This window comes from Ruegeria sp. AWH4_226 (genome assembly GCF_056159225.1).
Genome location: NZ_JBSWUU010000001.1, coordinates 2,107,851 through 2,129,772 on the forward strand (window position 1 = coordinate 2,107,851; position 21,922 = coordinate 2,129,772).

Genomic DNA, 21,922 nt, shown 5'->3' on the forward strand with positions numbered 1-21,922 from the left:
TCTTTTCTCTCTTTGGAGTTGAAGGGCGTCCGCGATCAGAAGTCGCGGATGTCTTGCCACTGCCGCCGCTTGGACGAGGCCAGCGCCGCGGCCAGCACCCGGTTAACTTCATGCCCGTCGCGGAAGGTGGGCCAGATCGGTTGGCCGGTATCGATGGCCTCAAGGAAATCCTTGGCCTCGATAATGATCTGGTCCTGATAGCCCGTACCGTGCCCCGGACCTTGGCAAAAGGGTTCATAGTCGGGGTGGGCCGGACCGGTCAGGATCTTGGTAAACCCGCGTTGTGCGTCGGGACCTTCGCGGCGATAAAACCACAGCGCGTTCTGGTCTTCCTGATCGAAACGCAGCGCTCCCTTGGTGCCCGAAACCTCATAGGCGTATCCCATCTTGCGTCCGGTCGAGATGCGGCTGACGTAAATATTTCCCATCGCACCATTTTCGAATCGACACATGATCTGTGCGTGATCATCATTGGTCACCTTGCCGCCGGGGCGGGTGTCATGGACAGTTTCGACCTCGGCCATAACCGCAGTAATCGGACCCATCAGGGCCAATGTTCCATTGACAATATGAGGGGCGAGATCACCGATCGTGCCGTTTGCCATACCGGTGGTTCGCCATGTGGCCGGGGCGTCAGGATCAGCATAGAAGTCTTCTGTATGCTCGCCTCGAAACCACGTAATGTCACCCAGCTCGCCTTCGGCGATAAGCTTCCGCGCGTATTGCGTGGCAGGTGTGCGGACATAGTTGAATCCAACCATGTTCGTGACACCTGCCGCCTCTGCTGCGGCGACCATCGCCCTACCGTCCTCCAGCGATGCACCCAAAGGCTTTTCGCAAAGCACCGGTCTGCCCAGGGACATAGCCGCTTCGGCGATCTGACGATGCGTTTCCTGAGGTGAGGCGATGACGACCGCGTCGATCGCAGGATCGCCCACCAAAGCTTTCCAGTCTTCGGTCGCACGGCGAAACCCGTAGGCCGCCCGATACCGTTCGGCACTTTCAGGAGTTGAGGCGCAGATCATCTCAAGTCGCGGGCGCAGCGCCGTGTTGAACACCGCGCCAACCGCTGACATCGCGACCGCATGGGCCTTGCCCATATAGCCGCCACCGACGATTCCAATTCCGATTTCAGGCATCTGCCGCGGCTCCGCACATAATATTTGCAACCGGTTGCAAAATCAGTATCGTGTGAATCGATTCAACGCAAGGTCCAACTTTGCCGACCCCACTTTGCCGGAGGACAACACTTGAGCGCCCTGCTTGACGGCATCAAAGGAAACCGCTTCGCCGTGCTGGGCCGTGCAGGCATGGACCTGTATGCCGACCCCATCGGTGTAAAAAGCGAGGATGCCGATACGTTTCACGCCGACCTGGGCGGGTCATCCGCGAATATCTGCGCAGGTCTGGTCAAACTCGGCGGATACGCGTCGTTGATCACCTCGATATCGGATGACGCCATTGGGCGGTTTTGCCTGAACCGCCTGCATCACTATGGCGTCGACACCTCCTACATCCGCGTTTTGGACGGGGTGTACCGCATGTCGCTGGCAGTTTACGAAAGCCGGATCGAGAACTTTCAGAACGTCATCTATCGCAACGGCGCCGTCGATTTTCAGGTCACTGAGGAAGACATGGACAGGGTCGATTACGGGGCATTCTCGGCTGTGATCTCGGCCGGCACGGTTTTTGCCGCCGAACCGTCGCGAAGCGCCACGTTCCGCGCATTTGACAATGCCCGTGCGGTGGGTCTGCCGATCATCTTCGATATCGATTACCGCCCCTACAGCTGGCCCTCGCCCCAAGTGGCCGCAGATGTCATGTCGCGCGCCGGGGAAGCCAGCGACTTGATCGTCGGTAATGACGAAGAGTTTGGTTTTATGGCTGGCGGGCTCGAGAAGGGGTTCACCAAAGCCAAAGAACTGGCTGAAAAACCGGGCCGCGTTGTCATTTACAAAATGGGCGAAAAAGGTGCGATCACGTTGCTGGACGGTCAGGAAATCCGGACCGGCATCTACCCCGTCACCGCTGTTAAACCCAATGGCGCCGGCGACAGTTTTATGGCGGGCCTGCTTGCCTCGATCGCGAATGGGCATTCGTTGAAAGAGGCGGTGATGCGCGGGTCGGCCTGCGCTTCTATCGTGGTCTCACAACCCGGATGCGCCCCTGCTATGCCAACGGTGCACGAGTTGGACGCATTCCTCACCGACCACCCTGGCCCGACTACATAGGAGTTTCCCATGCATATCGCGCCCTATGACAATCAAAACCAACCCATCGTCGATGCCGACGACCCGACGGTGCCGCTGAACTATTTCAACATCGTCAAAATGAAAAAAGGTGAGGCGTTTGAATATAGGGTAGCAGGGTATGAAACCTGCATCGTGCCCGCCACCGGCAGCGTCGATGTGGACGTCGAGGGCGTGCAATTCACCAAGCTGGGCAATCGCGGTGAGGATGTCTGGGACGGTGAGCCAGAAGGCGTCTACGCCCCTGTTGGTGCAACAGTACAGATGGTCTGTGTCTCGGATTCGGCCGAGGTTTTCGTGGCTGGCGCCAAATACGACAAAGTGCTCGATCCGTTCGATGTGCGCAAACACGATCTTGTGCAATATGGCAGCGATGACACCAAGACCCATCGCAAAATCAAACACATCCTCGGCCAAAAGCAGCATGACAAGGTCGGCCGTTTGCTGGTCAGTGAGCTATTCACTGTTGGCCAGGGCGGCTGGTCCGGCTTCCCCAGCCACAAGCACGACGAAGACCGTCTGCCGGACGAAACGCGCCACGACGAAACCTACAACTTCCGCTTCAAACCCAACTGGGGCTCGGGTCTGCAAATGTTGCAGCGTGAAGATAACCTGCCGGGGGATGCCTACCATATCGTCGATGGGTCAACGATCTGCATCGACAAAGGCTATCACCCTTGCTGCGTGCTACCGGGCTATGAGATGTACTACTTCACCATTCTCGGCGGCCTCAGCCAGCGCTCATTGGTGCAATATTTCCAGCCGACTCATGCCTATCAGATCGAAACAATCCCCGGCATCAAAGACATGATTGCAAAGTTCAAATGACCCTTGTCACACTAAAAGACGTCCTGGCCCCCGCCTATCAGCAAGGCTATGCTGTGGGTGGGCTGGTTACCCTTGGGTGGGAAGACATGCGCGCCTATGTTGCCGCTGCCGAGGCTGAAAACGCACCCGTCATACTGCAAGCTGGCCCCAGCTGCCGCGAACACACGCCTCTGCCTGTTTTGGGCAAAATGTTCCGTCATCTGGCCGAAATTGCCTCGGTCCCGGTCGTCGCCCATCTGGATCACGGCTATACGTTCGAAGAGTGCAAGATCGCGCTGGACAGCGGGTTCACATCCCTCATGTTTGACGGATCTCGCAAGCCTTTGCAGCAGAACATTGATGAGACCGCTGCGATTGCCGAAATGGCGCACGCCGCTGGGATTTCGTGCGAAGGGGAAATCGGTTTTGTCGGCTATTCCGGGGGCGAAGGCTCGAATGGCACCGATCCCGTCGAAGCCGCTCAATTCGCAAAAGAAACCGGCGTGGATGCGATGGCGATTTCAGTCGGCAACGTCCATTTGCAGCAGAACAAGGAAGGCGGTCTGGATGAAGATCGCATCCGTCAGATCGACGCGATGACCGATGTGCCACTGGTTATCCATGGCGGGTCCGGCGTTCCGGTCGAGCAGCGCAAGCGCCTCGCCCGCGAAACCTCGATCTGCAAGTTCAATATTGGGACCGAGCTGCGTATGGCGTTCGGCAATGCCATGCGTGAGGCCGTCAACCGCGATCCGGACAGGTTTGACCGCGTCTTAATCCTGAAGGAGACCCATGACCCGGTCGAGGCCGCGGCCCGCACCGTGATCCGGGCACTCGGGGCACCACCGCAAAAATGAACAGCCAAAGCTAGATTGCGTCCCCGAAGACTGCAAGCCCGGCTTCCGCAGCATCACCAATCTGCACCTTTCCGACCAGTTAAACAGCGCAATTGAGCGCAATCATGCAGTTTGGAGCCTCTGGCGTGAAAATGCGCCCCTCGTCGGCCAAAATTGAAAACGTGGTTCGGCCTGCCCCGTGCTTTCAGTCTCATGCTGCCAGTGACAGGCGTTCCACGGCCGGAGCCGTCAAAACACACCGACCCCAAGTCGATGATTTCTAGATCGAGCCACCCTCGACCATGAAATTGCCAGCGCTGCACATCGCGGCATCGTCAGAGGCCAGAAACACGACCATGCGCGCCACATAGACCGGATCAATCGGATCAGGCAGACACTGACGATCGATCTGTTTGGCCAAAGCCTCGGGTGTGACCCACAGGTCTTTCTGACGTTTCGTCATGATCCAACCGGGAACAACGGTATTCACACGGATACGGTGATCGCCCAGCTCACGCGCCATGGTGCGGGTAAGTCCGTGAACTGCGGATTTTGCAGTGGCGTAGGCCGGGAACCCGGCGCCCGCCTCCCACCACGAGTTTGATCCCAGATTGACGATGGACCCGCCCCCGCGTTCGATCATCGCTGGAGCGGTATGCTGGATGGCAAAGAACATGTGGCGGATATTGGTTGCCATCCGTTCATCCCAATACTCCGGCGTTACCGTGCGCCAATCGTGCCTATCATCATGGGCGGCGTTGTTGACCAGAACATGCGCTGAACCCAGTTCCTTGGTCAGTTGGTCCAATGCCGACCGCAGTGCATCTATGTCGCGCAGGTCGCATTGGGCGAACGCGTGATCGCCATGAAGATCAGCCAGCAACGTTTGTCCGGCAGTGGCGTTGATGTCCACAAACCCGACCTTCGCCCCCTGCGCGGCAAAGGCACGCACGGTCTTTGCTCCTATACCGCCGGCCCCTCCGGTAATGAAAACGGTTTTTCCCTTCAGGCTGGGGTAAGTCGCAAAGTTTTGGCTCATCCATCACGCTCCATGATCCATTCGACCTCTGGGGCCGCAACAAAGCGCCATTTCCGCAAAGGTCCGGCCATGACGTTCAGGTAGTACATCTCAAACCCGTAGGGTGCGCCGCAAGGGTGATGGCCTTTCGGAACGGTAACAACGTCGCCATCGGACACGGCCATCGTTTCGTCCATGTGTCCATCATCGGTATAGACCCGCTGAATGCCGAACCCATTAGACGGGTTGAGCCGGTGATAATACGTCTCTTCCAGATAGGTAATTCTGGGGAAATCATCTTCGTCGTGACGGTGACTGGGGTAGGACGACCAATGCCCGTTTGGCGTGAATACTTCGGTTACCAGCAAGCTGTCGGCATAGTCTTCCGCCTCCATCGCGATGTTGTTGATATAGCGTGTGTTCACGCCCTTGCCGCGTTCGGTCAGCGTGATCCCCTCGGGGCCGATGCGACGTGCCGTGTGCCCACCTGTGCCGGGGGCCGAACAGACGGCAATGACGCAATCGGTTTCGGCAACTGCACGCCACTCGGTTCCGTTTGGCAGGTAAAGGCAATGGGGTGCTGTCTTTTCAAAAACGTTCATCCGGTCACCCAGAATGCCCCAATCCTGCCCAGCGCCAGTGATCTGGGCCTTACCCTCGACCATGACCAAGATAACCTCGCGGTCTTCGGTGGCTTCGGCGGCTGTGTCACCGGCACGCAGGTGATACAGGCCGAACCCGACATAGCGCCACCCTGCATTTGCCGGAGTGATGTCGTGCACCTTGCCGCGACGACCGGTTGGTTTCCTGAGCAGATCTGCCATGTCTACCTCCGTGGGGGCGGTCATATCACCTGCCCGGTTCTTGCTTCAGAACATTTGCTTTGAGCGCGAGGTCGAAAGTTTCTGACCGGTCAAGCGCTTGAGTTCCTTTCGATCACAGGCCGCCCGGTTTAGACCGCCGACATATCCAAGCCTGTGGTTCACCATGACATCGCCTTCTCGTGTTGTTGCCGCACTGCGCTGACCGGACGGTCTTATCCCGCTGCTATCTGCAACCCGGCCGTTCCGCAGACTTTGACGATGTGGTCGTAGCCCATTTTGGAGTAGTCGTAGGGCGGTGCCTTGGCCGGATCCTGTTCGGCTTCGACCACGATCCAGCCGTTATAGTCCATCGCTTTCAGAGCATTCGCAACTGCCTGAAAATCGATGCAACCGTCACTGGGCACGGTAAAAGCACCTGAGATAACTGCATCAAGGAAGCTGCGCTTGTTCTCACGGGTGTCCTGCACAATGGCCGGGCGGATATCCTTGAAATGGACGTGATGTACACGATCACCCCAACGATTCAGAGTTGCCTTTACATTACCGCCGCCGAACAGCAGGTGGCCGGTGTCAAAGCACAGCTTCACCTCTGGTCCCGAACCCTCCATCAGCCAGTTCACGTCATCTTCGCTTTCGATGATGGTGCCCATATGATGATGATAGGCCATCGGCATGCCCTGATCGGCCATCCATTTCGCCAGCTCGGTGATCTTGGCGGCATAAGCCAACACGTCGTCTTTTGACAGTTTCGGCCTGTCATTGACCGGAGTCTCAATCTGCCCCTGAACCGTGTTCGAGCATTCGGCATAAACAATGCACGGGCTGTTCAGGGCCACGAATTGTTCGACCTGCCCGCGCACAGCTTCGCGTTCGGTCGCGAAATCATTGACCAGCGATGCACCGGAACACCAGCCGCCGCACAAAGCAATATCGTTGCCCTCAAGATAGGCGCGCAACCCCTCAGTGTCGCTGGGCATCCGCTGGCCGCGCTCAACACCGGTATAGCCGATCTCGCGCGCTTCTTTCAGGGCCTGCTCCATAGTAAAGGCCGCCGTAAGATCCGGCAGGTCATCATTCTGCCACGCGATCGGAGAGATCCCGATTTTCACGCTCATTTCGTGTTTCTTTCCTTGAGCGCGACCTCGTAAGCCGCACGTTTTTCGTTCACTTCTGGGCGGGTGCTGACCTCGGGCACAGCCACTTCCCACCACGTACCGCCAAATTCGGTGGACGGGTACGGGTCAGTATCGATGACCACCACATATGGCCCTTTGATATCGCCCCGTTTGGCCAGCGCGTCTTCAAGCTCGGAAATCGAGCCGACCTTGACCGAGGTTGCACCCATCGCCGCCGCATGGGCGGCAAAGTCGATATTTGACGCAGTTTCGTGCACGGTATGATCCAGCAGGTTGTTAAACTCGGCACCACCTGTGCCCATCTGCAATCGGTTGATGCACCCAAACCCGCGATTGTCGGTAATGACCACGGTGAACGCGATGCCCATCATCACCGCCGTCGCCAGTTCCGAATTTGCCATCATGTAAGTACCGTCACCGGTAAAGCAGATCACGTCACGATCCGGCTGAGCCATCTTGATGCCCATCGCGCCCGCGATCTCGTACCCCATACAGCTAAAGCCGTATTCCATGTGATAGGACCCAGGCCGCGGCGCTTTCCATAGCTTGTGAAGCTCACCGGGCATCGTACCCGCCGCGCACATCACAACCGTATCGTCGTTCGAGGCCCGTTGGACCGCACCGATGACCTGCATGTCGGTTGGCAGCGCGTTGCCCTCGCCGGGAGCGTCGGTCAGTCTGTCGACCTTGCCGAACCAATCGGCTTTCAGGGTGTCGGCAACGGACTCTGCGCGATAGCCCTTCAGACCTGCACTCAATTCTTCAAGCCCCACACGCGCGTCGGATTGCAGCGGCATGGCACCGTGTTTTTCGGCATCGTAGGCGGACGTATTCAGGCAGATCATCTCGCGGTCGGGGTTCGAGAACAGGCCCCATGAGCCGGTCGTAAAATCTTGCAAACGTGTGCCCACAGCCAATACCAGATCAGCCTCGGTGCTGACGGTGTTGGCGGGTTCTCCTCCGGTCACGCCAATGGGACCAAGGTTCAGCGGATGGTCCCATGCCAAAGACGACTTACCTGCCTGTGTCTCGGTTATCGGAATGTTGTGCGTTTCGGCAAAGCTTTGCAGCGCGTCGGTGGCCTCCGAGTAGTGCACCCCGCCCCCTGCCACGATCACGGGGCGCTTGGCTGCCTTGATCGCGGCGACCGCTCGGGCCAGCTCGGCCTCATCCGGACGTATACGGCGCTGATACCAGACGCGCGGCTCAAAAAAGCTTTCGGGATAGTCATAGGCTTCGGCCTGTACGTCCTGACAGAAGGCCAGCGTCACCGGGCCACAATCGGCCGGGTCGGTCATCGTGCGAAAAGCGCGCGGCAACGCGGTCAGCAAATGCTCGGGCCGCGAGATACGGTCAAAATACCGGCTGACCGGGCGGAAACAGTCGTTTGCGCTGACGGTTCCATCGGTGAAATCCTCGGTCTGCTGCAACACTGGATCGGGTCCGCGTGAGGCGAAGACATCACCGGGTAAAAGCAGGACAGGCAGACGGTTCACATGTGCCAGCGCAGCCGCCGTCACCATATTGGTCGCCCCCGGTCCGATCGACGATGTTACCGCCATTGCGCGGGTGCGTCGCATCTGCTTGGCATAGGCAATTGCGCAATGCGCCATGGTCTGTTCATTGTGACCGCGGTAAGTGGGCAGGCTGTTTTTGACGGCGTGCAACGCCTCACCCAGCCCGGCCACGTTGCCATGACCAAAAATGGCCCAGACGCCTGCGATAAACGGCTCTCCGGCTTCGTTCATCTGCGCGCCCAGATAGCGCACCAAAGCTTGCGCTGCGGTCAGTCGGACGGTCTTGCCCATTGTGATCCCTTTCCACACAAGGCCGTTCTGGCCATTCCTGTGACTTTATTCGTTTTTGAACCGTTAGACCCTAAAAGATAGGAACGACCTTAAACCGTTCCGCCCAAGGACCCTTCCAACTCGGCCATTTCCTGACCACCTGCCATGAGGTCTTGTAGTTGTTCGGGCGTGATTTCGCCTCGTTTCGCGGTGCCCAAGGTCTTGCCCCTGTTCAAAACGGTGAAACGATCCCCGACCGCCAAGGCGTGCCGTACGTTGTGGCTGATGAAAACAACACCAACGCCCTGACTGCGCACCTTGTCGATGGTTGCCAGAACGTTCGAGGTCTGACGTACCCCAAGGGCCGAGGTCGGTTCATCGAGGATCAGAATCTTAGCGCCGAAATACACCGCACGGGCGATGGCGACCGTCTGACGCTCGCCACCTGATAAGGTGCCGACAGCCTGATCCGGTCCCCGCAGGTTGATGCCCATGTTCCGCATCTCTTCCATGCAAACCTCATTGGCGGTGTCCACGTCAAAGCGTTTCAACAGCCCCTTCCCCTTGGTCGGCTCGCGCCCCATGAAGAAGTTGCGCGTCACACTCATCAGCGGGATCATGGCAAGATCCTGGAACACGGTCGCAATACCCGCCTCCATCGCATCGCGCGGCGTATCGAAATGCAGCGGTTTGCCTTCGAAAAAGATCTCGCCCTTGGTGGGTTTGTGCACCCCGGACATGGTCTTGATGAAGGTCGATTTGCCCGCACCATTGTCGCCCAGCAGACAGTGGCACTCGCCTGGTTTGACGTCAAAGCTGACACCCGCCAGTGCGATGATGTTGCCAAAGTGCTTTTCGATGTTTTTCATTTCAACGATGGGGGCCGCGTCGGTCGCATCGCCGTGATGGAACTTGGTATCTTCGGTCATATCAGCGCTCCCCGGTGACGCGTTTACGGATCGCGTTGTTGAACAGAACAGCGATCAGCAGCATCGCGCCCAGGAACACCTGGAACCAGTCCTGATCAAAGTCGGTATATGTCAGCCCAATGACCACCATGCCAAAGATGATCGAACCGAAGAACGCCCCGATAGCCGAGCCATAGCCGCCGGTCAGCAGGCAGCCACCGATCACGGCTGCGATGATCGCTTCGAATTCCTTCTGAAAGCCGCGGCGCGCGTCGGTTGACCCCGCGTCCATCACGGTGATGATGGCCACCAATGCGGCGCAGCAAGCTGTCAGCATGAACAACGAAACCTTGACGCGGTTGACCGGCACGCCCGAGTTTGACGCAGCAATCCTGTCGCCACCCGAGGCAAAAATCCAGTTGCCCGCAGGGGTGCGCAGCAGAACATAAGTGGCAACCAGAGCCAGCGCGACAAACCACAGGATTTCGACCGGAATTCCCGGTACTTTCGGCGCACCGCTTTTGAACGTGTCGATCAGGCCATTGGCCGCCAACCAACTGAACAGACCCCCAAACGCTTCGCCCGCAAAGAACGGTGCCAGCCAGTCATTTTCGGTGGCATCGCGCACTCCACGCAACTGGGTTGAGCCACCGGTTGCCATTTTCAAACCAACCAGAGACAGGCCGCGCAGGATAAAAAGAAACGCCAGCGTCACAATAAATGATGGAAGACCAGATCTGATCACAATGTTGCCGTTGACCGCGCCGACCATGGCCGCAAAAACAAAAGTCATTGGAATGGCAGCCATCAGCGGCAATTGCCAAGTGACCACGCAAACACCGAAAAACAGGCCAGAGAATGCCACCATCGACCCAATCGACAGGTCGAATTCTCCGCCGATCATCAACAACGCGGCCCCAATGGCCAGAATACCAAGCTGAGCGGCAGGCGTCATGAAATTCATCACACCGGCCAGGGTAAACATGGACGCATCGGCGGTGATTGCGAAGAAGATGACCACCAGGATTACACCGGCCATCGCGCCGAGTTCGGGGCGTTTCATCAATTTGGTCAGAAATGGTTCGCTTTTGACCCTTTCGTCAGCTGCGACGGGCGCTGATTGGCTCATGCTCTCCTCCCACTTAGGTTGAAACGGCGCAAGTCGCGCCGTTTCCGTTGTCACAGATCAACAGGCTTAGCGGATGCCTTGCGCTGACAGATCAATCACCTGCGCAGCCTTTTCCTGAGTGACCAGGTTGGGACCCGAGGGCACATTGCCGCCGGGCATAAGACCGTACTTGGCGTGCAGCCCCATGAAGTTCACCGCAAGGTAGCCTTGCAGGTACTGTTGCTGGTCAATCGCAAAAGCCGCATCGCCGTCCGCAATCGACTGCAGGAAGTTTGCTGACAGGTCAAAAGAAGCGACGTTCACCTCGCGGCCCGATCCTTTGACAGCCGCGACAGCAGGCTCACCCGCCGAACTGGCGCCCAGCGCCATCACGGTGTCCACGGCCTCGTTCGAAGCCAAAGCTGCAGAGACCTTGGATTCGATTTCCGATGGGTCGTTTGACGTTGGAAGCACCTCGACCTCTCCGCCAAACCCTTCAGCGAAGCCTTCGCAACGCAAGTCCAGCGCGACGTTGCCTACTTCGTGGTTGACGCAGATCGCTGTTGTGCCGCCCATCGCGGCCAGCGCCTCGCCAGCGGCCTTGCCAGCATCGAATTCGTCCTGGCCAACATGCAGCAACGCACCCAACTCCTTGGACACGTCAGACCCCGAGTTGATCGAGATCACCGGAATTCCGGCCGCGACCGCGCGTTCAATTGACGGCCCCAGCGCGTCTGCATCCGGGATCGAAACGATAAGCCCATCGGGTTCCTGGTTCACGGCAGCGTCGATCAGCTGCGACATGGCCACCATGTCAAAGGTTTCAGGCGCGCGATACTCCACGTTTACGCCGACATCCTTGCCGGCCTGCTCGACTCCGTTCTTCACGACATTCCAAAACGCGTCATTTGCCTGACCGTGCGACACAACCACGATTTCCTGCGCGTATGCCGGCGCGGCCAGAGCCAGAGCACCGGCAGCCAGTGCGCCTTTTACGAACTTATTCATTTGGTTTCCTCCCATAAGAACAGTCTGTCTTTTTTGTGGGGCGTCAGCCCCAATCATTCGGACGAACCGAATCTCCTCTGCTCCGGAAGCTGGCGGAGCTTGCCTCAGTTTCCGGATATCCCATCATTTTGCAACCGGTTTCAATATCTCCTCCAGTGCAACCGGCCGACCTGATTGCATAGAACGGGTCGCGGCCTCAGCCATGGCAAGGGCGGCGACGCCATCCTCAAGCGTCACGGGCATCGCCGAACCCGCCTGAACGGCCTGCACAAAAGCATCCCATTCTGCGCGATAGGCGGGCATATAGCGCTCTAGGAAAAAGTAGGTTGGCTTCGCTGCCGTGACGCCATTAGCGGTGGATTTTACAACCGCGTGTTCCAGAATATTCTGCGCCTGAAGCAGGCCGCCCGATCCCAACATCTCAATCCGCTGATCATAGCCATATACCGCGCGACGCGAGTTCTTGATTACCGCAATCTGACCGTCGGCGTATGTCATGGTGACAACAGCAGTGTCCACGTCACCAGCGCGCCCGATTTCGGGGTCGACAAGCGACGAACCAACGGCGGAAATCTGCACGGGCAAGCGACCCAAAAGATAGTTCGCCATGTCAAAATCGTGGATCGTCATATCCCTGAACAGCCCGCCGGAGACCTCAATATAACTGACCGGAGGGGGCGCGGGATCGAAAGAGGTGATCGAAAGCATCTCGGGCGTGCCGATCTCACCCTGATCCACGGCGGCTTTCAGCGTCGAAAAGCTGGGATCAAAACGGCGGTTAAATCCCACCATCACCGGCTGATCAGTGTTTGACACTGCCGCTTGACATGCAAGCGCCCGCTCAAGATTCAGGTCAATAGGCTTTTCACACAGAACGGCCTTTCCGGCCCGTGTTGCGGCCTCGATCAGGTCAGAATGTGTGGCTGTCGGCGTCGCAATCAGGACGGCATCGATTGACGGGTCGGCAATGATGTCGTCAGAGGTACTTACCTTGCTCTCCTGTTCAGCAGCCAGGCTTTCAGCTGCATCCGAAATCGCATCTGAGACTGCGGAGAGCCGGCTTTGAGGATGGGCCGAAATGGTCTGTGCGTGTACCCGACCGATCCGTCCCGCGCCAAGCAGTCCAATTCTGAGCATGCGATCCTCCTGATTCTTCGGGTGAGGCCACCATGAGTATTTTTGCAACCGGTTGCAAGGTTTTCTTGCCGTACCAGTATGCCCGCCCAAACGCAGCCATAAATCGGATTAAACTGAGATGAATCGCGGAGCCATTCCGCCAAAACGTGATTTGTCCCGCGCCATGCCCAATGCATTCAAAAGATGCGGTTATTCCGCATCACGTGGTGGCAAGCCAAACGACCAGACTGCGCCTTGGGTCACGCACTCATCTCATCGACCAGAAAGTCGAGAAATACCCGAACCTTCGAGACGACAAAGCGCCTTGAGGGGTAGACCGCATAGAGCGATGTTTCATTCGGTGTCCAGTCCATCAAAACAGGGCAAAGCCGGCCCGCGGCAATGTCTTGTGCGACATACATTCTTGGAATGACGCTGATGCCGAACCCCGCACATAAAGCGTCGCGGACGGCAAGGCTGGAGGAAACCTTGTAGCGCCCGCTTATGGGCACGCTCGCCGTTCGTTTACCGTTTCGGAAGGTCCATTTCGTAGCATGATCTGACAAGCTGAATTGAATGCAATTGTGCTGTGCCAGATCCTCAGGCTGCTGGGGCCGACCATGTGTTTCCAAATACGATGGCGCCGCGCAAAGCACATGATCCATTGTCGCCAACTTGCGTGCGATAAGGCCCGAATCTTCCAGGTTGTCGCTGCCGCGCAGAGCAATGTCGAAGCCTTCTTCAACAAGGTTCACCCGACGGTCATCAAGCCTTAAATCCAACGAAATCTCAGGATAGCGGAGCAGGAATTTCGGAATTGCGTCCGATAATCTGACCAGCGTCACGGTCATCGGGGCACTGACGCGCAGCAATCCCGAAGGAGTATTTTGCGCAGCGTGAAGTATGCCGTCCGCTTCCGCGAGGTCGTCGAGCACCTGCACCACGCGTTCAAAATAAAGGGTTCCGGCCTCAGTCAGACTCATACGCCGTGTGGTGCGGTTGATGAGGCGCACGGAAAGATGCGCCTCCAGCTCGCTTACGTTTTTGCTGATCGCAGCGGGCGACAGGCCCAACTGCCGGGAAGCCGCCGCAAAGCTGCCAAGCTCAACCACGTTTCGAAAGACGGTCAGTGCGGTAATACGATCCATTGTTATTCACTATCAGTGAATGATGTTTTCACCAAACACTACATTCTCCACTCGGCGCGACGAGCGTATTTTTCATCATGACGGTGGCGGGGCAGTTCAACCGCATACCACACGCCGAACAATCGACACCCGAAGCATTAAGGAGAGTTTTGAATGCAAACCGCAAGAACCCCTCATCACCCCGTTGAACCTATTTTCCTGTCGCGCTGGTCGCCGCGGTCCTACGACGCCTCTGCAATGCCCGAACAGGACCTTTTGACCATTCTCGAAGCAGGCCGCTGGGCGCCATCTGCTTACAACGTGCAGCCGTGGCGGTTTCTCTATGCCCAGCGGCAAGATGTGCACTGGTCGACCTTCATCTCGCTGCTTGATCCGTTCAATCAGCAATGGGCGGCAGAGGCTTCGGCGCTGGTCTTTCTGGTGTCGGATACCGTGATGCCCGGCGACGAAACCCGGCCTGATGCGGTCTCACATTACAACAGCTTCGATTCAGGAGCTGCCTGGGCGCAGATTGCGCTTCAGGCTACGGCACTTGGATACGCCGCACATGCGATGGCGGGTCTTGCCTTTGACCGCGCGTCTGAGGTGCTGGAACTGCCGAACCGATTCAAGGTGGAAATCGGGATCGCAATCGGGCGCCAAACCGATGCCAACCGCCTTCCCGAAGACCTGCAAACTCGTGAGGCCCCCAGCGACCGGATGCCACTGGAACAAATTTCATTTTCGGGTCCGTTCCCAAGCCGGTTCAACCCGATAGCAGCGGAGTAGGAGGATGAAATGCCGACGCAATTGAGTAACCCCCTCTCAAAATTCAGAACCGGTCTTGACCTGCCGGTTCACGGATTGATGCTGTTGGCGACATTTCTTGTCGCCACGTCCTTTCCGGTCGCGTCGGCCATCACCGCCGGTCTCGACAGCGTTGTGCTAACGCTGATCCGGTTTGCCCTTGCGACCCTGTTATTTGCGCCACTTGTTATTTGGCGCTACGGGCTTGTTCTACCGACGCTGCGCGATCTGCTGCGGTACGGAGTGCTGAGCCTTTTGATGGTTGCGTTTTTCTGGTGCATGTTCGCCGCGTTGCGCACGACCACACCGCTGAATACGGCGGCGATTTTTGCCTTGCACCCGATCATCACGGCCACCATGGCTGCGATCCTCTTGCGCGAGAAGATGTCGCTTTCGGCGCGCGTGGCCTTACCCATCGGAGCCGTCGGCGCGATCTGGGTCATTTTTCGGGGGGACCCGCACGCTTTCCTCGCGCTTGAAGTCGGCCAGGGTGATTTGGTGTTCCTGGCAGGTACACTCGCGCTCGCGGGTTACAGTACACTGGTGAAAGTTCTGCACCGAGGTGAGCCGATGGCCCGGATGACCTTTTGGATTCTGGCGACCGGCGCTGTCTGGTTGCTGTTGCTGTCCCTTCCACGACTAGCCGAGGTGCAATGGTCTTTGATCCCGACGCAGGTATTTGCCGGAATCGCCTACCTGTCGGTATTCACTACGATTGTAACGTTCTTCATACTTCAGTGGAGCACCACACGGATCGGGCCAACGCGTGTGGCGTCTTACACCTTCCTAAACCCGGCCCTTGTTCTGTTTATCGGATTGGCTTTGGGAGACAGCTTGCCGCCAATGGCGACATGGCCCGGTGTTATGCTGGCGATCGTTGCAACACTTGTTCTGCAAGCGAACCTGAAAGCCCGCAGCGATGACGCAAAACCTGTATCGTGCCCGAACCCACAAACCTGAACCTGTCGGGGTGAAATGACCAGAGAAGTGGCGAGCCGTGGAGGACTCGAACCCCCGACCTGAGAATTAGAAGTTCCCTGCTCTAATCCAGCTGAGCTAACGGCCCACTCGTATTCGCGCTGTATCAGGCAATTGTTATGGATTGTCAACTTGGTGAAGAGCAGGGAAACCTTAGTGATTTGTCACCGTTTGACTTATGCAATCGACACCGGTGATAAGGTCTTTTTTTGAGCGCAGCTTAATAAAAATACGACTCCGGCTATATGCAACCAGAACCCCATTGTTTGAAGTCCAAAGCCGATAAGCGCGCCTGATCTTCGATCCTAAAGAGCCAACCGCATAAAAGCGCTGTTCGGATCATCCTCGTACCCGATAATCGGCCCACAGTAAGCGTAGCCCAATCCCTCATAGAGTTTCCGTGCGGCATCGTATTCCGGAAGATGGGCCGCGCCGGTTTCAAGGACCAGGGCTGAAACACCCTCAGATCGCGCTTGATCTTCCAGGTGCTTCATCATCTGCCGTGCCAGGCCGCGCCCGCGTATTTCCGCCAGAATATGTACCGACTTTATCTCGGCCGTACCGTCCGGCAGTGCCTTGAGCGCACCGCATCCAACTGGTTGACCTTCGTGGTAGATCGCCCAGACCCTAACATCAGGACCGGCCAAGGCCAGTGCATCCATGGTGTGATTGCTTTCTGCAGGCCCCGCCGTCTGGCTATGGGCGAAATGGGCCGTGATCAACGGGCGCAACGCGTCAGAGGTCGGGTCAACGCGCCTGATCTCGATCATTCAGTGGGTCCATGCACCACGCCGGTCAGGAGCGAAGTTTTCGCCATACCCACGGGCGCGCAGATTTGGTTTGCGCTTGTGCGGCTCGCTGACCTGCGCCTCGATCCCGTTATCCTTGGCGTAGTCCAGCGCCTCTTCCTTGGTGTCGAATTTCAGGCGCACTTGGGTTTGCGTGTCACTGGACGAGGTCCACCCCATGAGCGGATCAACCTCACGCGCCGAAGCAGGGGCATATTCCAGAACCCACTTTCGGGTTTTGGCCATCCCCGAGGTCATCGCATTCCTGGCAGGCTTGTAAATCCGTGCGCGCATGTCGCCTCTCCGTACTCACTTGGTTATTGATGTATATGCGCCAGACACACGGCGCGGACAAGTCCGCAATTGTCGCAATTTCGATGATTGGAGATGCCCCCTTGAACAAGAACAAAAACAGACCAAAATCAGGCGCGAAAGGAATCCCCTATGGCATACGCTCATTCCGACAAGACCCAGCTGACCGCCGATGACGTTCGCGCCCGCCTGAAGCTGGAAGGCGGCAAGGCATTCGTGATGCACACCGAGTTCAACCCGGCAGGCGATCAGCCGACAGCGATTAAGGAACTGGCCAGCGGCGTGCGGGACGGTGAGAGGGATCAGGTGCTTCTGGGCGCGACCGGGACGGGCAAGACCTTCACCATGGCCAAGGTGATCGAGGAAACCCAGCGCCCCGCCATCATCCTTGCGCCCAACAAGACACTCGCGGCGCAGCTATACGGCGAATTCAAGGGCTTCTTCCCCGAAAACTCGGTCGAATACTTTGTTTCATACTATGACTATTACCAGCCCGAGGCTTACGTGCCGCGGTCCGACACGTACATAGAAAAAGAATCCCAGATCAACGAACAGATCGATCGAATGCGCCACTCGGCCACGCGTGCATTGCTGGAGCGGGACGACGTGATCATCGTGGCCTCGGTCTCGTGCATCTACGGCATCGGTTCGGTCGAAACCTACGGCGCGATGACGCAGGATTTGAAGGTCGGAAAGGAGTATGACCAGCGACAGGTGATGGCCGATCTGGTCGCCCAGCAATACCGCCGCAACGATCAGGCGTTCCAACGTGGTTCGTTCCGGGTGCGGGGCGATTCACTGGAAATCTGGCCTGCTCACCTTGAGGATCGCGCGTGGAAGCTGTCGTTCTTCGGCGAAGAACTGGAACAGATCACCGAATTCGACCCGCTGACCGGAGAGAAAACCGACACGATGGAGCAGATCCGCGTCTACGCCAATTCTCACTACGTGACGCCGAAGCCGACAATGCAGCAGGCGATTATCGGGATCAAAAAGGAGCTGCGTATCCGGCTAGATCAACTGGTGGGTGAAGGCAAGCTGCTTGAGGCCCAGCGCCTTGAACAGCGTACTAACTTCGACCTTGAGATGCTCGAAGCCACCGGCGTTTGCAACGGGATCGAGAACTACTCGCGTTATCTGACGGGTCGCGCGCCGGGTGAACCGCCCCCGACCCTTTTCGAATTCATCCCTGACAACGCCATCGTATTTGCTGATGAATCCCACGTCAGTGTCCCGCAAATCGGCGGCATGTACCGGGGCGACTATCGGCGTAAGTTCACTCTGGCCGAACACGGCTTCCGCCTGCCGTCTTGCATGGACAACCGCCCGCTGAAGTTCGAGGAATGGGATGCGATGCGCCCGCAATCCGTCTTCGTCTCGGCCACCCCTGCCGCGTGGGAGCTGGACCAATCCGGCGGTGTTTTCACTGAACAGGTGATCCGACCCACCGGCCTGCTAGACCCCGAGGTTGAAATCCGCCCCGTGTCGATGCAGGTGGACGATCTGCTGGACGAGGTGCGCAGGGTCGCCGCCAATGGCTATCGCACGCTAGTCACGACGCTGACCAAACGCATGGCCGAAGACCTGACCGAATACCTGCACGAACAGGGCATCAAGGTCCGCTACATGCACTCGGACATCGACACGATTGAGCGCATCGAAATCCTGCGCGATCTGCGGTTGGGGGCGTTCGACGTGCTGGTCGGCATCAACCTGCTGCGCGAGGGGCTCGATATTCCCGAATGCGGGCTGGTCGCCATTCTGGACGCCGACAAAGAGGGCTTCCTGCGCTCTGAAACCTCGCTGATCCAGACCATTGGCCGTGCCGCGCGGAACGCGGATGGTCGGGTGATCATGTATGCCGACAAGATCACCGGTTCGATGGAGCGCGCCCTTAACGAGACCAACCGCCGCCGCGCCAAACAGATCGCCTATAACGAGGAACACGGCATCACGCCCGCGACGGTGAAAAAGAATGTCGAGGATGTTCTGGCCGGCCTCTACGAAGGCGACGTGGACATGAACCGTGTCACCGCCACCATCGACAAACCGATGCACGGCGCCAACCTTGAGGCCCATCTGGACGGGTTGCGCGAACAAATGCGCAAAGCCGCCGAGAACCTTGAGTTCGAAGAAGCCGCCAACATCCGGGATGAAATCAAACGTCTGGAAGCGGTCGACCTCGCCGTCGCCGACGACCCCATGGCGCGCCAATGGGCGGTTGAGAAAGCCTCGGAAGATGCAGTGAAATCACGCGGGCGGTCAACGGCTGGGAGGCCGGGGCAGCGGGGTGGGAATGTGAAGAGAAGGAAGAGGTAGTTCAATGTGGGGATTTCTATCAACCGTAGCCCTTGGGCTAATTGCTGCCATGACAACGTTTACGTTTCAGGCCCGAAGCTGGCGTGAAAAAAACCGTGAAGACATACGCAAGGATGAAAGACACGCCGCGCTTCAAACTATCGAGCTAATCGGTGATGCATTCGACAAAAGATACCATGCCCACCGAAAACTTCTCGGGGCTCTCAATACTGATGACAAAAATCTGGAGACCATTTACGCGGAATACAACAAAGAGGTAGATGCATGGATGACAGCTTTGTCAAGAATTTCGGCGAGGCTGTCGGTGTACTTCGACCGGGAAACGGCAACTTTGTTTGTCTACGAGTGCCACGATCCCCTGAAGGATAGCGGGGATGGTCTACAGCTTAGATACCGGCACGGTTGGGACTTGAGCAGTTTGGACACAGCTATTGCTGCGCGTGTTTTTCAAAAATTGCAAGTAGCGCGAAGGAACTTTCAGAGGTTTCAACGCAGTCTACTTGAGCGCGTCGAAAACGACGAGTTCGGGTCGGTGCAATACTGGAACAACACACAGCATGGTAAGTTGGAGGATATTTCGGTGCTGTTTCTAGTCTCAAGACTCTTTGGAGTCGTGAAATAGCTTTAATGTGTACAGATAGCGCGCCCGGACAGCCATAGCCCAAGTAGGCGCACAGACCCTTGCCATGCCAATGTAGTCCTCAGGTCGCCGTGATGTAAGCAACTTAAAGTCATTCAGACAGTCTACAACAACTCCTGGAATTGGCCTTGCCAACAACGAAGCAATAAAAGCGGCTTCATTTGTTGACAACAGTTCGGGCTCCTTGTCGAACAAGCGTTTTGAAGCTGCCTCAACCCCTATTAAGCCGTGCCCAAAATAACTCCTCTTTAGATAGGACAACAATAGATCTTCCTTGGAAAGCCAGCTATTTATTGCTGCGGCAAGAACAGTTTCCCTGACTTTACGCGAAACGGTTCTTTCGCGTCTATTTGTAATAATGCGTACAAGCTGCTGATCCAAGGTGCTTATTCCACCAGGTCTTCGAAACTTGAGAGCTCTTTTGATCAATCGAGGTATTGCGCGAAACTCAAACCCAAGATGTCGAAAAAAGCGTCTGTCTTCAACTAGTAGAATCATTTGAACGACATCAATGTCTAAACTTTTAAGCTTGACTGCCGGAACAGTCCAAACTGTGGATTGCGAGTCAAATTGCACTTCTTCTACAATTCTATCCAAATCCCAGTTCAACGCTCGCAATCGGCGTTTGATGCTCAAATCCAATCTTGGGGTGTTCCTAGTTTCCATGAGCTTCGAGATATCAGCAGAATTCCATATTGGCGAGCAGATACATGATATTTCAATCCCGGCGCGCATCTGGTTTTGGAGGCTCAATGTCAACCTTAGGATGAATTTTTAACCCATCTTTGTCAAACCTACGAATTCTTGATGGGGTAAAACCCCACCCTAAACCCCCAACTCCGTCCGCATCTTCTTGGTCAGTTTGGCCACAACCAGATCATAAGACGTCAGGATATGTTCGCGCAGGGAGGCGTCGCTCATCCCGCGTTCTTCGTAGACCTGTAGCCATTTCATCCCCCGTGAGGCCAGATAGGGGGCGGGGCGGATGCCGGGTTCGTCCTGAAGCACCTCGAAAGCCAGATCGGTGACTTTGAACGTGAAGGCATCGCGCCCCTCGTTCCAGCCGCAGATGGCAAACACCTTGCCGCCCACTTTCCACACATCCGCATTACCCCATTGCACCACGTGAGACGTGGCTTTGAGGCTGGCGCAAAAACTGTTGAACTCATCGCGTGTCATCGCCCGAAGATTGGCGATTGATCGAAATAAGGCAAGCTGTGTCGGGCTTTATCCCTTGTCCCAATGGACAACTACGTCAAACCCGGCAGGCGATGGCGGGCCTTCAAGAAACTCAGCAAAATGGCCCCACAGCTCGGCCACTTTGGGCGCGTTTGCGTTCGATTTCTCCTCGCTTTGCACGACAGCAACAACAAATCCGGTGCCGTCTTCATTCATGACATTGGTAAAGCTGTGCATACCGTCCATGCCCATGATCTGATCTTTCAATTCGTTCATTTTGGCCTCGGCAGCATTCCGCATGCCGGGCTTCATTTTGAACTGAGTAATGCGTGCAAACATGTCTTTCCTCCCTGTCAGGGCGAAACCCCCCAATGACGGCCAAAACGGCGCGTCAGGTGCAGTGTAACATACCCTCGGGGATTCTCTCAGAGTTCGGGTCAGGGCCGCACGAACTTGGCGGTTCCGACCCTGCGTGCTGCGGGTGTCTCGGTTTGCTGCGGCGGCGCGCTTGGTTCGAAAACCACGCTGCGGGTTTCGCAGGCCACGCCATCGCCATCCGGGTCGTTGCGCTTGTGATAGCCCGGCCTACCGGCCACAAAGGGTCCTGGCACGATGTTTTCGACCGCGTTACATCCAGCCAAGGCAATCAGGTGCAGCAACGCCTCATCATGTTCGAATTCCGAGGTCCGCAGATAAACACCGACCGCGATGCCGATAGTAGTCACCGGCAGCATAAGGACCATGAGCATGATCCTGATCGGCGACAGGGCACGCTTGCGCAAGGCTTCTGCTCGTCGCTGGCGTCGCGAAGTTTTTGGGGCGGGGGTGTCCATGTTTTCTATGCGCGTCTTGTGGGACATGGCATTCTGTTAAACCGAGTTTGTGGCGAAACCGAGACGCAAGACCGGTCGGAAACCAGCCCTCGTACAGAACAACGGATGCGGCTATCTATTAAGCTCTTGAAACAGCGAGACA

At 57.0% G+C, this 21,922-nt stretch carries 23 protein-coding genes and 1 tRNA gene; 7 read left to right on the forward strand and 17 right to left on the reverse strand.

The features are described from left to right. Positions 1-35: 35 nt before the first annotated feature. Positions 36-1,139 (reverse strand): Gfo/Idh/MocA family protein, encoded by a 1,104-nt coding sequence (locus ACXAET_RS10350; protein WP_475184296.1) that lies wholly within the window; start codon positions 1,137-1,139, stop codon positions 36-38. A 111-nt stretch (positions 1,140-1,250) separates the two neighbouring features. Here ACXAET_RS10350 and ACXAET_RS10355 point away from each other — a divergent pair, with 111 nt between their 5' ends. Genes ACXAET_RS10355 through ACXAET_RS10365 form a run of 3 tightly spaced genes read left to right on the forward strand, consistent with a single transcriptional unit; the run spans position 1,251 to position 3,913 of the window. Beyond that, positions 1,251-2,231 (forward strand): PfkB family carbohydrate kinase, encoded by a 981-nt coding sequence (locus ACXAET_RS10355; protein WP_475184299.1) that lies wholly within the window; start codon positions 1,251-1,253, stop codon positions 2,229-2,231. Positions 2,232-2,240: 9 nt separating this feature from the next. Next, on the forward strand, positions 2,241-3,077 hold the full coding sequence (locus tag ACXAET_RS10360; protein WP_475184301.1) for a 5-deoxy-glucuronate isomerase: 837 nt from the start codon (positions 2,241-2,243) through the stop codon (positions 3,075-3,077). Next, entirely contained in the window at positions 3,074-3,913 is an 840-nt protein-coding gene (locus tag ACXAET_RS10365; protein ID WP_475184303.1) for a class II fructose-bisphosphate aldolase, read from the forward strand. The genes ACXAET_RS10360 and ACXAET_RS10365 overlap by 4 nt, the downstream gene beginning before the upstream one ends. 259 nt (positions 3,914-4,172) lie before the next feature. Here ACXAET_RS10365 and ACXAET_RS10370 read toward each other — a convergent pair whose 3' ends face one another. The 9 genes from ACXAET_RS10370 to ACXAET_RS10410 form a co-directional block, all read right to left on the reverse strand. Further along, positions 4,173-4,931 carry an SDR family NAD(P)-dependent oxidoreductase gene (locus tag ACXAET_RS10370; RefSeq protein WP_475184304.1) on the reverse strand — a complete coding sequence of 253 codons (759 nt, stop codon included), beginning with the start codon at positions 4,929-4,931 and terminating at the stop codon, positions 4,173-4,175. Next, positions 4,928-5,734, reverse strand: coding sequence for a 5-deoxy-glucuronate isomerase (gene iolB, locus ACXAET_RS10375; protein ID WP_475184305.1), 807 nt, complete (start codon positions 5,732-5,734; stop codon positions 4,928-4,930). Before iolB ends, ACXAET_RS10370 begins: the two co-directional genes overlap by 4 nt. Positions 5,735-5,946: 212 nt before the next feature. Then, the gene (iolE, locus tag ACXAET_RS10380) at positions 5,947-6,849 is read right to left on the reverse strand and encodes a myo-inosose-2 dehydratase (protein ID WP_475184307.1); all 903 of its coding nucleotides are present in this window, start codon (positions 6,847-6,849) and stop codon (positions 5,947-5,949) included. Further along, positions 6,846-8,678: a 3D-(3,5/4)-trihydroxycyclohexane-1,2-dione acylhydrolase (decyclizing) gene (gene iolD, locus ACXAET_RS10385; RefSeq protein WP_475184309.1), complete on the reverse strand. Its 1,833-nt coding sequence runs from the start codon at positions 8,676-8,678 to the stop codon at positions 6,846-6,848. Before iolD ends, iolE begins: the two co-directional genes overlap by 4 nt. 89 nt (positions 8,679-8,767) lie before the next feature. Beyond that, a complete protein-coding gene (locus ACXAET_RS10390; protein WP_068338300.1) occupies positions 8,768-9,586 on the reverse strand; it encodes an ATP-binding cassette domain-containing protein in 819 nt (272 codons plus the stop codon). Position 9,587: 1 nt separating this feature from the next. Next, positions 9,588-10,694, reverse strand: coding sequence for an ABC transporter permease (locus ACXAET_RS10395; protein ID WP_475184311.1), 1,107 nt, complete (start codon positions 10,692-10,694; stop codon positions 9,588-9,590). A 66-nt stretch (positions 10,695-10,760) separates the two neighbouring features. Continuing rightward, on the reverse strand, positions 10,761-11,681 hold the full coding sequence (locus ACXAET_RS10400; protein WP_224891597.1) for a sugar ABC transporter substrate-binding protein: 921 nt from the start codon (positions 11,679-11,681) through the stop codon (positions 10,761-10,763). Between the two features lie 123 nt (positions 11,682-11,804). After that, the gene (iolG, locus tag ACXAET_RS10405) at positions 11,805-12,818 is read right to left on the reverse strand and encodes an inositol 2-dehydrogenase (protein ID WP_475184318.1); all 1,014 of its coding nucleotides are present in this window, start codon (positions 12,816-12,818) and stop codon (positions 11,805-11,807) included. Positions 12,819-13,057: 239 nt separating this feature from the next. Beyond that, positions 13,058-13,945 (reverse strand): LysR family transcriptional regulator, encoded by an 888-nt coding sequence (locus tag ACXAET_RS10410; protein WP_475184321.1) that lies wholly within the window; start codon positions 13,943-13,945, stop codon positions 13,058-13,060. A 153-nt stretch (positions 13,946-14,098) separates the two neighbouring features. On the opposite strand from ACXAET_RS10410, the gene ACXAET_RS10415 reads away from it, so the two are divergent. Together ACXAET_RS10415 and ACXAET_RS10420 are read left to right on the forward strand one after the other, a co-directional pair. Continuing rightward, entirely contained in the window at positions 14,099-14,713 is a 615-nt protein-coding gene (locus ACXAET_RS10415) for a nitroreductase family protein (RefSeq protein WP_475184323.1), read from the forward strand. 9 nt (positions 14,714-14,722) lie between these two features. Then, positions 14,723-15,691 (forward strand): DMT family transporter, encoded by a 969-nt coding sequence (locus tag ACXAET_RS10420; RefSeq protein WP_475184327.1) that lies wholly within the window; start codon positions 14,723-14,725, stop codon positions 15,689-15,691. A 28-nt stretch (positions 15,692-15,719) separates the two neighbouring features. Here the strand turns inward: ACXAET_RS10420 and ACXAET_RS10425 are convergent. From ACXAET_RS10425 to ACXAET_RS10435, 3 genes are all read right to left on the reverse strand, one after another. Further along, positions 15,720-15,797: transfer RNA gene (locus tag ACXAET_RS10425), tRNA-Arg, on the reverse strand. A 217-nt stretch (positions 15,798-16,014) separates the two neighbouring features. Continuing rightward, entirely contained in the window at positions 16,015-16,479 is a 465-nt protein-coding gene (locus tag ACXAET_RS10430) for a GNAT family N-acetyltransferase (protein WP_475184329.1), read from the reverse strand. Continuing rightward, the gene (locus ACXAET_RS10435; protein WP_475184331.1) at positions 16,480-16,791 is read right to left on the reverse strand and encodes an ETC complex I subunit; all 312 of its coding nucleotides are present in this window, start codon (positions 16,789-16,791) and stop codon (positions 16,480-16,482) included. Between the two features lie 150 nt (positions 16,792-16,941). On the opposite strand from ACXAET_RS10435, the gene uvrB reads away from it, so the two are divergent. Together uvrB and ACXAET_RS10445 are read left to right on the forward strand one after the other, a co-directional pair. Continuing rightward, the gene (gene uvrB, locus ACXAET_RS10440; RefSeq protein WP_475184335.1) at positions 16,942-19,128 is read left to right on the forward strand and encodes an excinuclease ABC subunit UvrB; all 2,187 of its coding nucleotides are present in this window, start codon (positions 16,942-16,944) and stop codon (positions 19,126-19,128) included. A gap of 4 nt (positions 19,129-19,132) precedes the next feature. Next, a complete protein-coding gene (locus ACXAET_RS10445) occupies positions 19,133-19,750 on the forward strand; it encodes a hypothetical protein (RefSeq protein WP_475184339.1) in 618 nt (205 codons plus the stop codon). On the opposite strand, the gene ACXAET_RS10450 is transcribed toward ACXAET_RS10445, so the two are convergent. The 4 genes from ACXAET_RS10450 to ACXAET_RS10465 form a co-directional block, all read right to left on the reverse strand. Beyond that, complete coding sequence (locus tag ACXAET_RS10450) at positions 19,724-20,410, reverse strand: biosynthetic peptidoglycan transglycosylase (protein ID WP_475184342.1); 687 nt, start codon at positions 20,408-20,410, stop codon at positions 19,724-19,726. The genes ACXAET_RS10445 and ACXAET_RS10450 overlap by 27 nt on opposite strands. A 183-nt stretch (positions 20,411-20,593) precedes the next feature. Further along, the gene (locus ACXAET_RS10455) at positions 20,594-20,947 is read right to left on the reverse strand and encodes an MmcQ/YjbR family DNA-binding protein (protein WP_475184344.1); all 354 of its coding nucleotides are present in this window, start codon (positions 20,945-20,947) and stop codon (positions 20,594-20,596) included. A 48-nt stretch (positions 20,948-20,995) separates the two neighbouring features. Beyond that, positions 20,996-21,286 (reverse strand): hypothetical protein, encoded by a 291-nt coding sequence (locus ACXAET_RS10460; protein ID WP_068338279.1) that lies wholly within the window; start codon positions 21,284-21,286, stop codon positions 20,996-20,998. 98 nt (positions 21,287-21,384) lie between these two features. After that, entirely contained in the window at positions 21,385-21,690 is a 306-nt protein-coding gene (locus tag ACXAET_RS10465) for an excalibur calcium-binding domain-containing protein (RefSeq protein WP_475184348.1), read from the reverse strand. Between the last annotated feature and the right edge of the window lie 232 nt (positions 21,691-21,922).

Coding starts and splice junctions, on each gene's coding strand:
- ACXAET_RS10350 (WP_475184296.1), bottom strand. CDS start 1,139: ATGCCTGAAATCGGAATTGGAATCGTCGGTGGCGGCTATATGGGCAAG.
- ACXAET_RS10360 (WP_475184301.1), top strand. CDS start 2,241: ATGCATATCGCGCCCTATGACAATCAAAACCAACCCATCGTCGATGCC.
- ACXAET_RS10365 (WP_475184303.1), top strand. CDS start 3,074: ATGACCCTTGTCACACTAAAAGACGTCCTGGCCCCCGCCTATCAGCAA.
- ACXAET_RS10370 (WP_475184304.1), bottom strand. CDS start 4,931: ATGAGCCAAAACTTTGCGACTTACCCCAGCCTGAAGGGAAAAACCGTT.
- iolB (WP_475184305.1), bottom strand. CDS start 5,734: ATGGCAGATCTGCTCAGGAAACCAACCGGTCGTCGCGGCAAGGTGCAC.
- iolE (WP_475184307.1), bottom strand. CDS start 6,849: ATGAGCGTGAAAATCGGGATCTCTCCGATCGCGTGGCAGAATGATGAC.
- iolD (WP_475184309.1), bottom strand. CDS start 8,678: ATGGGCAAGACCGTCCGACTGACCGCAGCGCAAGCTTTGGTGCGCTAT.
- ACXAET_RS10390 (WP_068338300.1), bottom strand. CDS start 9,586: ATGACCGAAGATACCAAGTTCCATCACGGCGATGCGACCGACGCGGCC.
- ACXAET_RS10395 (WP_475184311.1), bottom strand. CDS start 10,694: ATGAGCCAATCAGCGCCCGTCGCAGCTGACGAAAGGGTCAAAAGCGAA.
- ACXAET_RS10400 (WP_224891597.1), bottom strand. CDS start 11,681: ATGAATAAGTTCGTAAAAGGCGCACTGGCTGCCGGTGCTCTGGCTCTG.
- iolG (WP_475184318.1), bottom strand. CDS start 12,818: ATGCTCAGAATTGGACTGCTTGGCGCGGGACGGATCGGTCGGGTACAC.
- ACXAET_RS10410 (WP_475184321.1), bottom strand. CDS start 13,945: ATGGATCGTATTACCGCACTGACCGTCTTTCGAAACGTGGTTGAGCTT.
- ACXAET_RS10415 (WP_475184323.1), top strand. CDS start 14,099: ATGCAAACCGCAAGAACCCCTCATCACCCCGTTGAACCTATTTTCCTG.
- ACXAET_RS10420 (WP_475184327.1), top strand. CDS start 14,723: ATGCCGACGCAATTGAGTAACCCCCTCTCAAAATTCAGAACCGGTCTT.
- ACXAET_RS10430 (WP_475184329.1), bottom strand. CDS start 16,479: ATGATCGAGATCAGGCGCGTTGACCCGACCTCTGACGCGTTGCGCCCG.
- ACXAET_RS10435 (WP_475184331.1), bottom strand. CDS start 16,791: ATGCGCGCACGGATTTACAAGCCTGCCAGGAATGCGATGACCTCGGGG.
- uvrB (WP_475184335.1), top strand. CDS start 16,942: ATGGCATACGCTCATTCCGACAAGACCCAGCTGACCGCCGATGACGTT.
- ACXAET_RS10445 (WP_475184339.1), top strand. CDS start 19,133: ATGTGGGGATTTCTATCAACCGTAGCCCTTGGGCTAATTGCTGCCATG.
- ACXAET_RS10455 (WP_475184344.1), bottom strand. CDS start 20,947: ATGACACGCGATGAGTTCAACAGTTTTTGCGCCAGCCTCAAAGCCACG.
- ACXAET_RS10460 (WP_068338279.1), bottom strand. CDS start 21,286: ATGTTTGCACGCATTACTCAGTTCAAAATGAAGCCCGGCATGCGGAAT.
- ACXAET_RS10465 (WP_475184348.1), bottom strand. CDS start 21,690: ATGGTCCTTATGCTGCCGGTGACTACTATCGGCATCGCGGTCGGTGTT.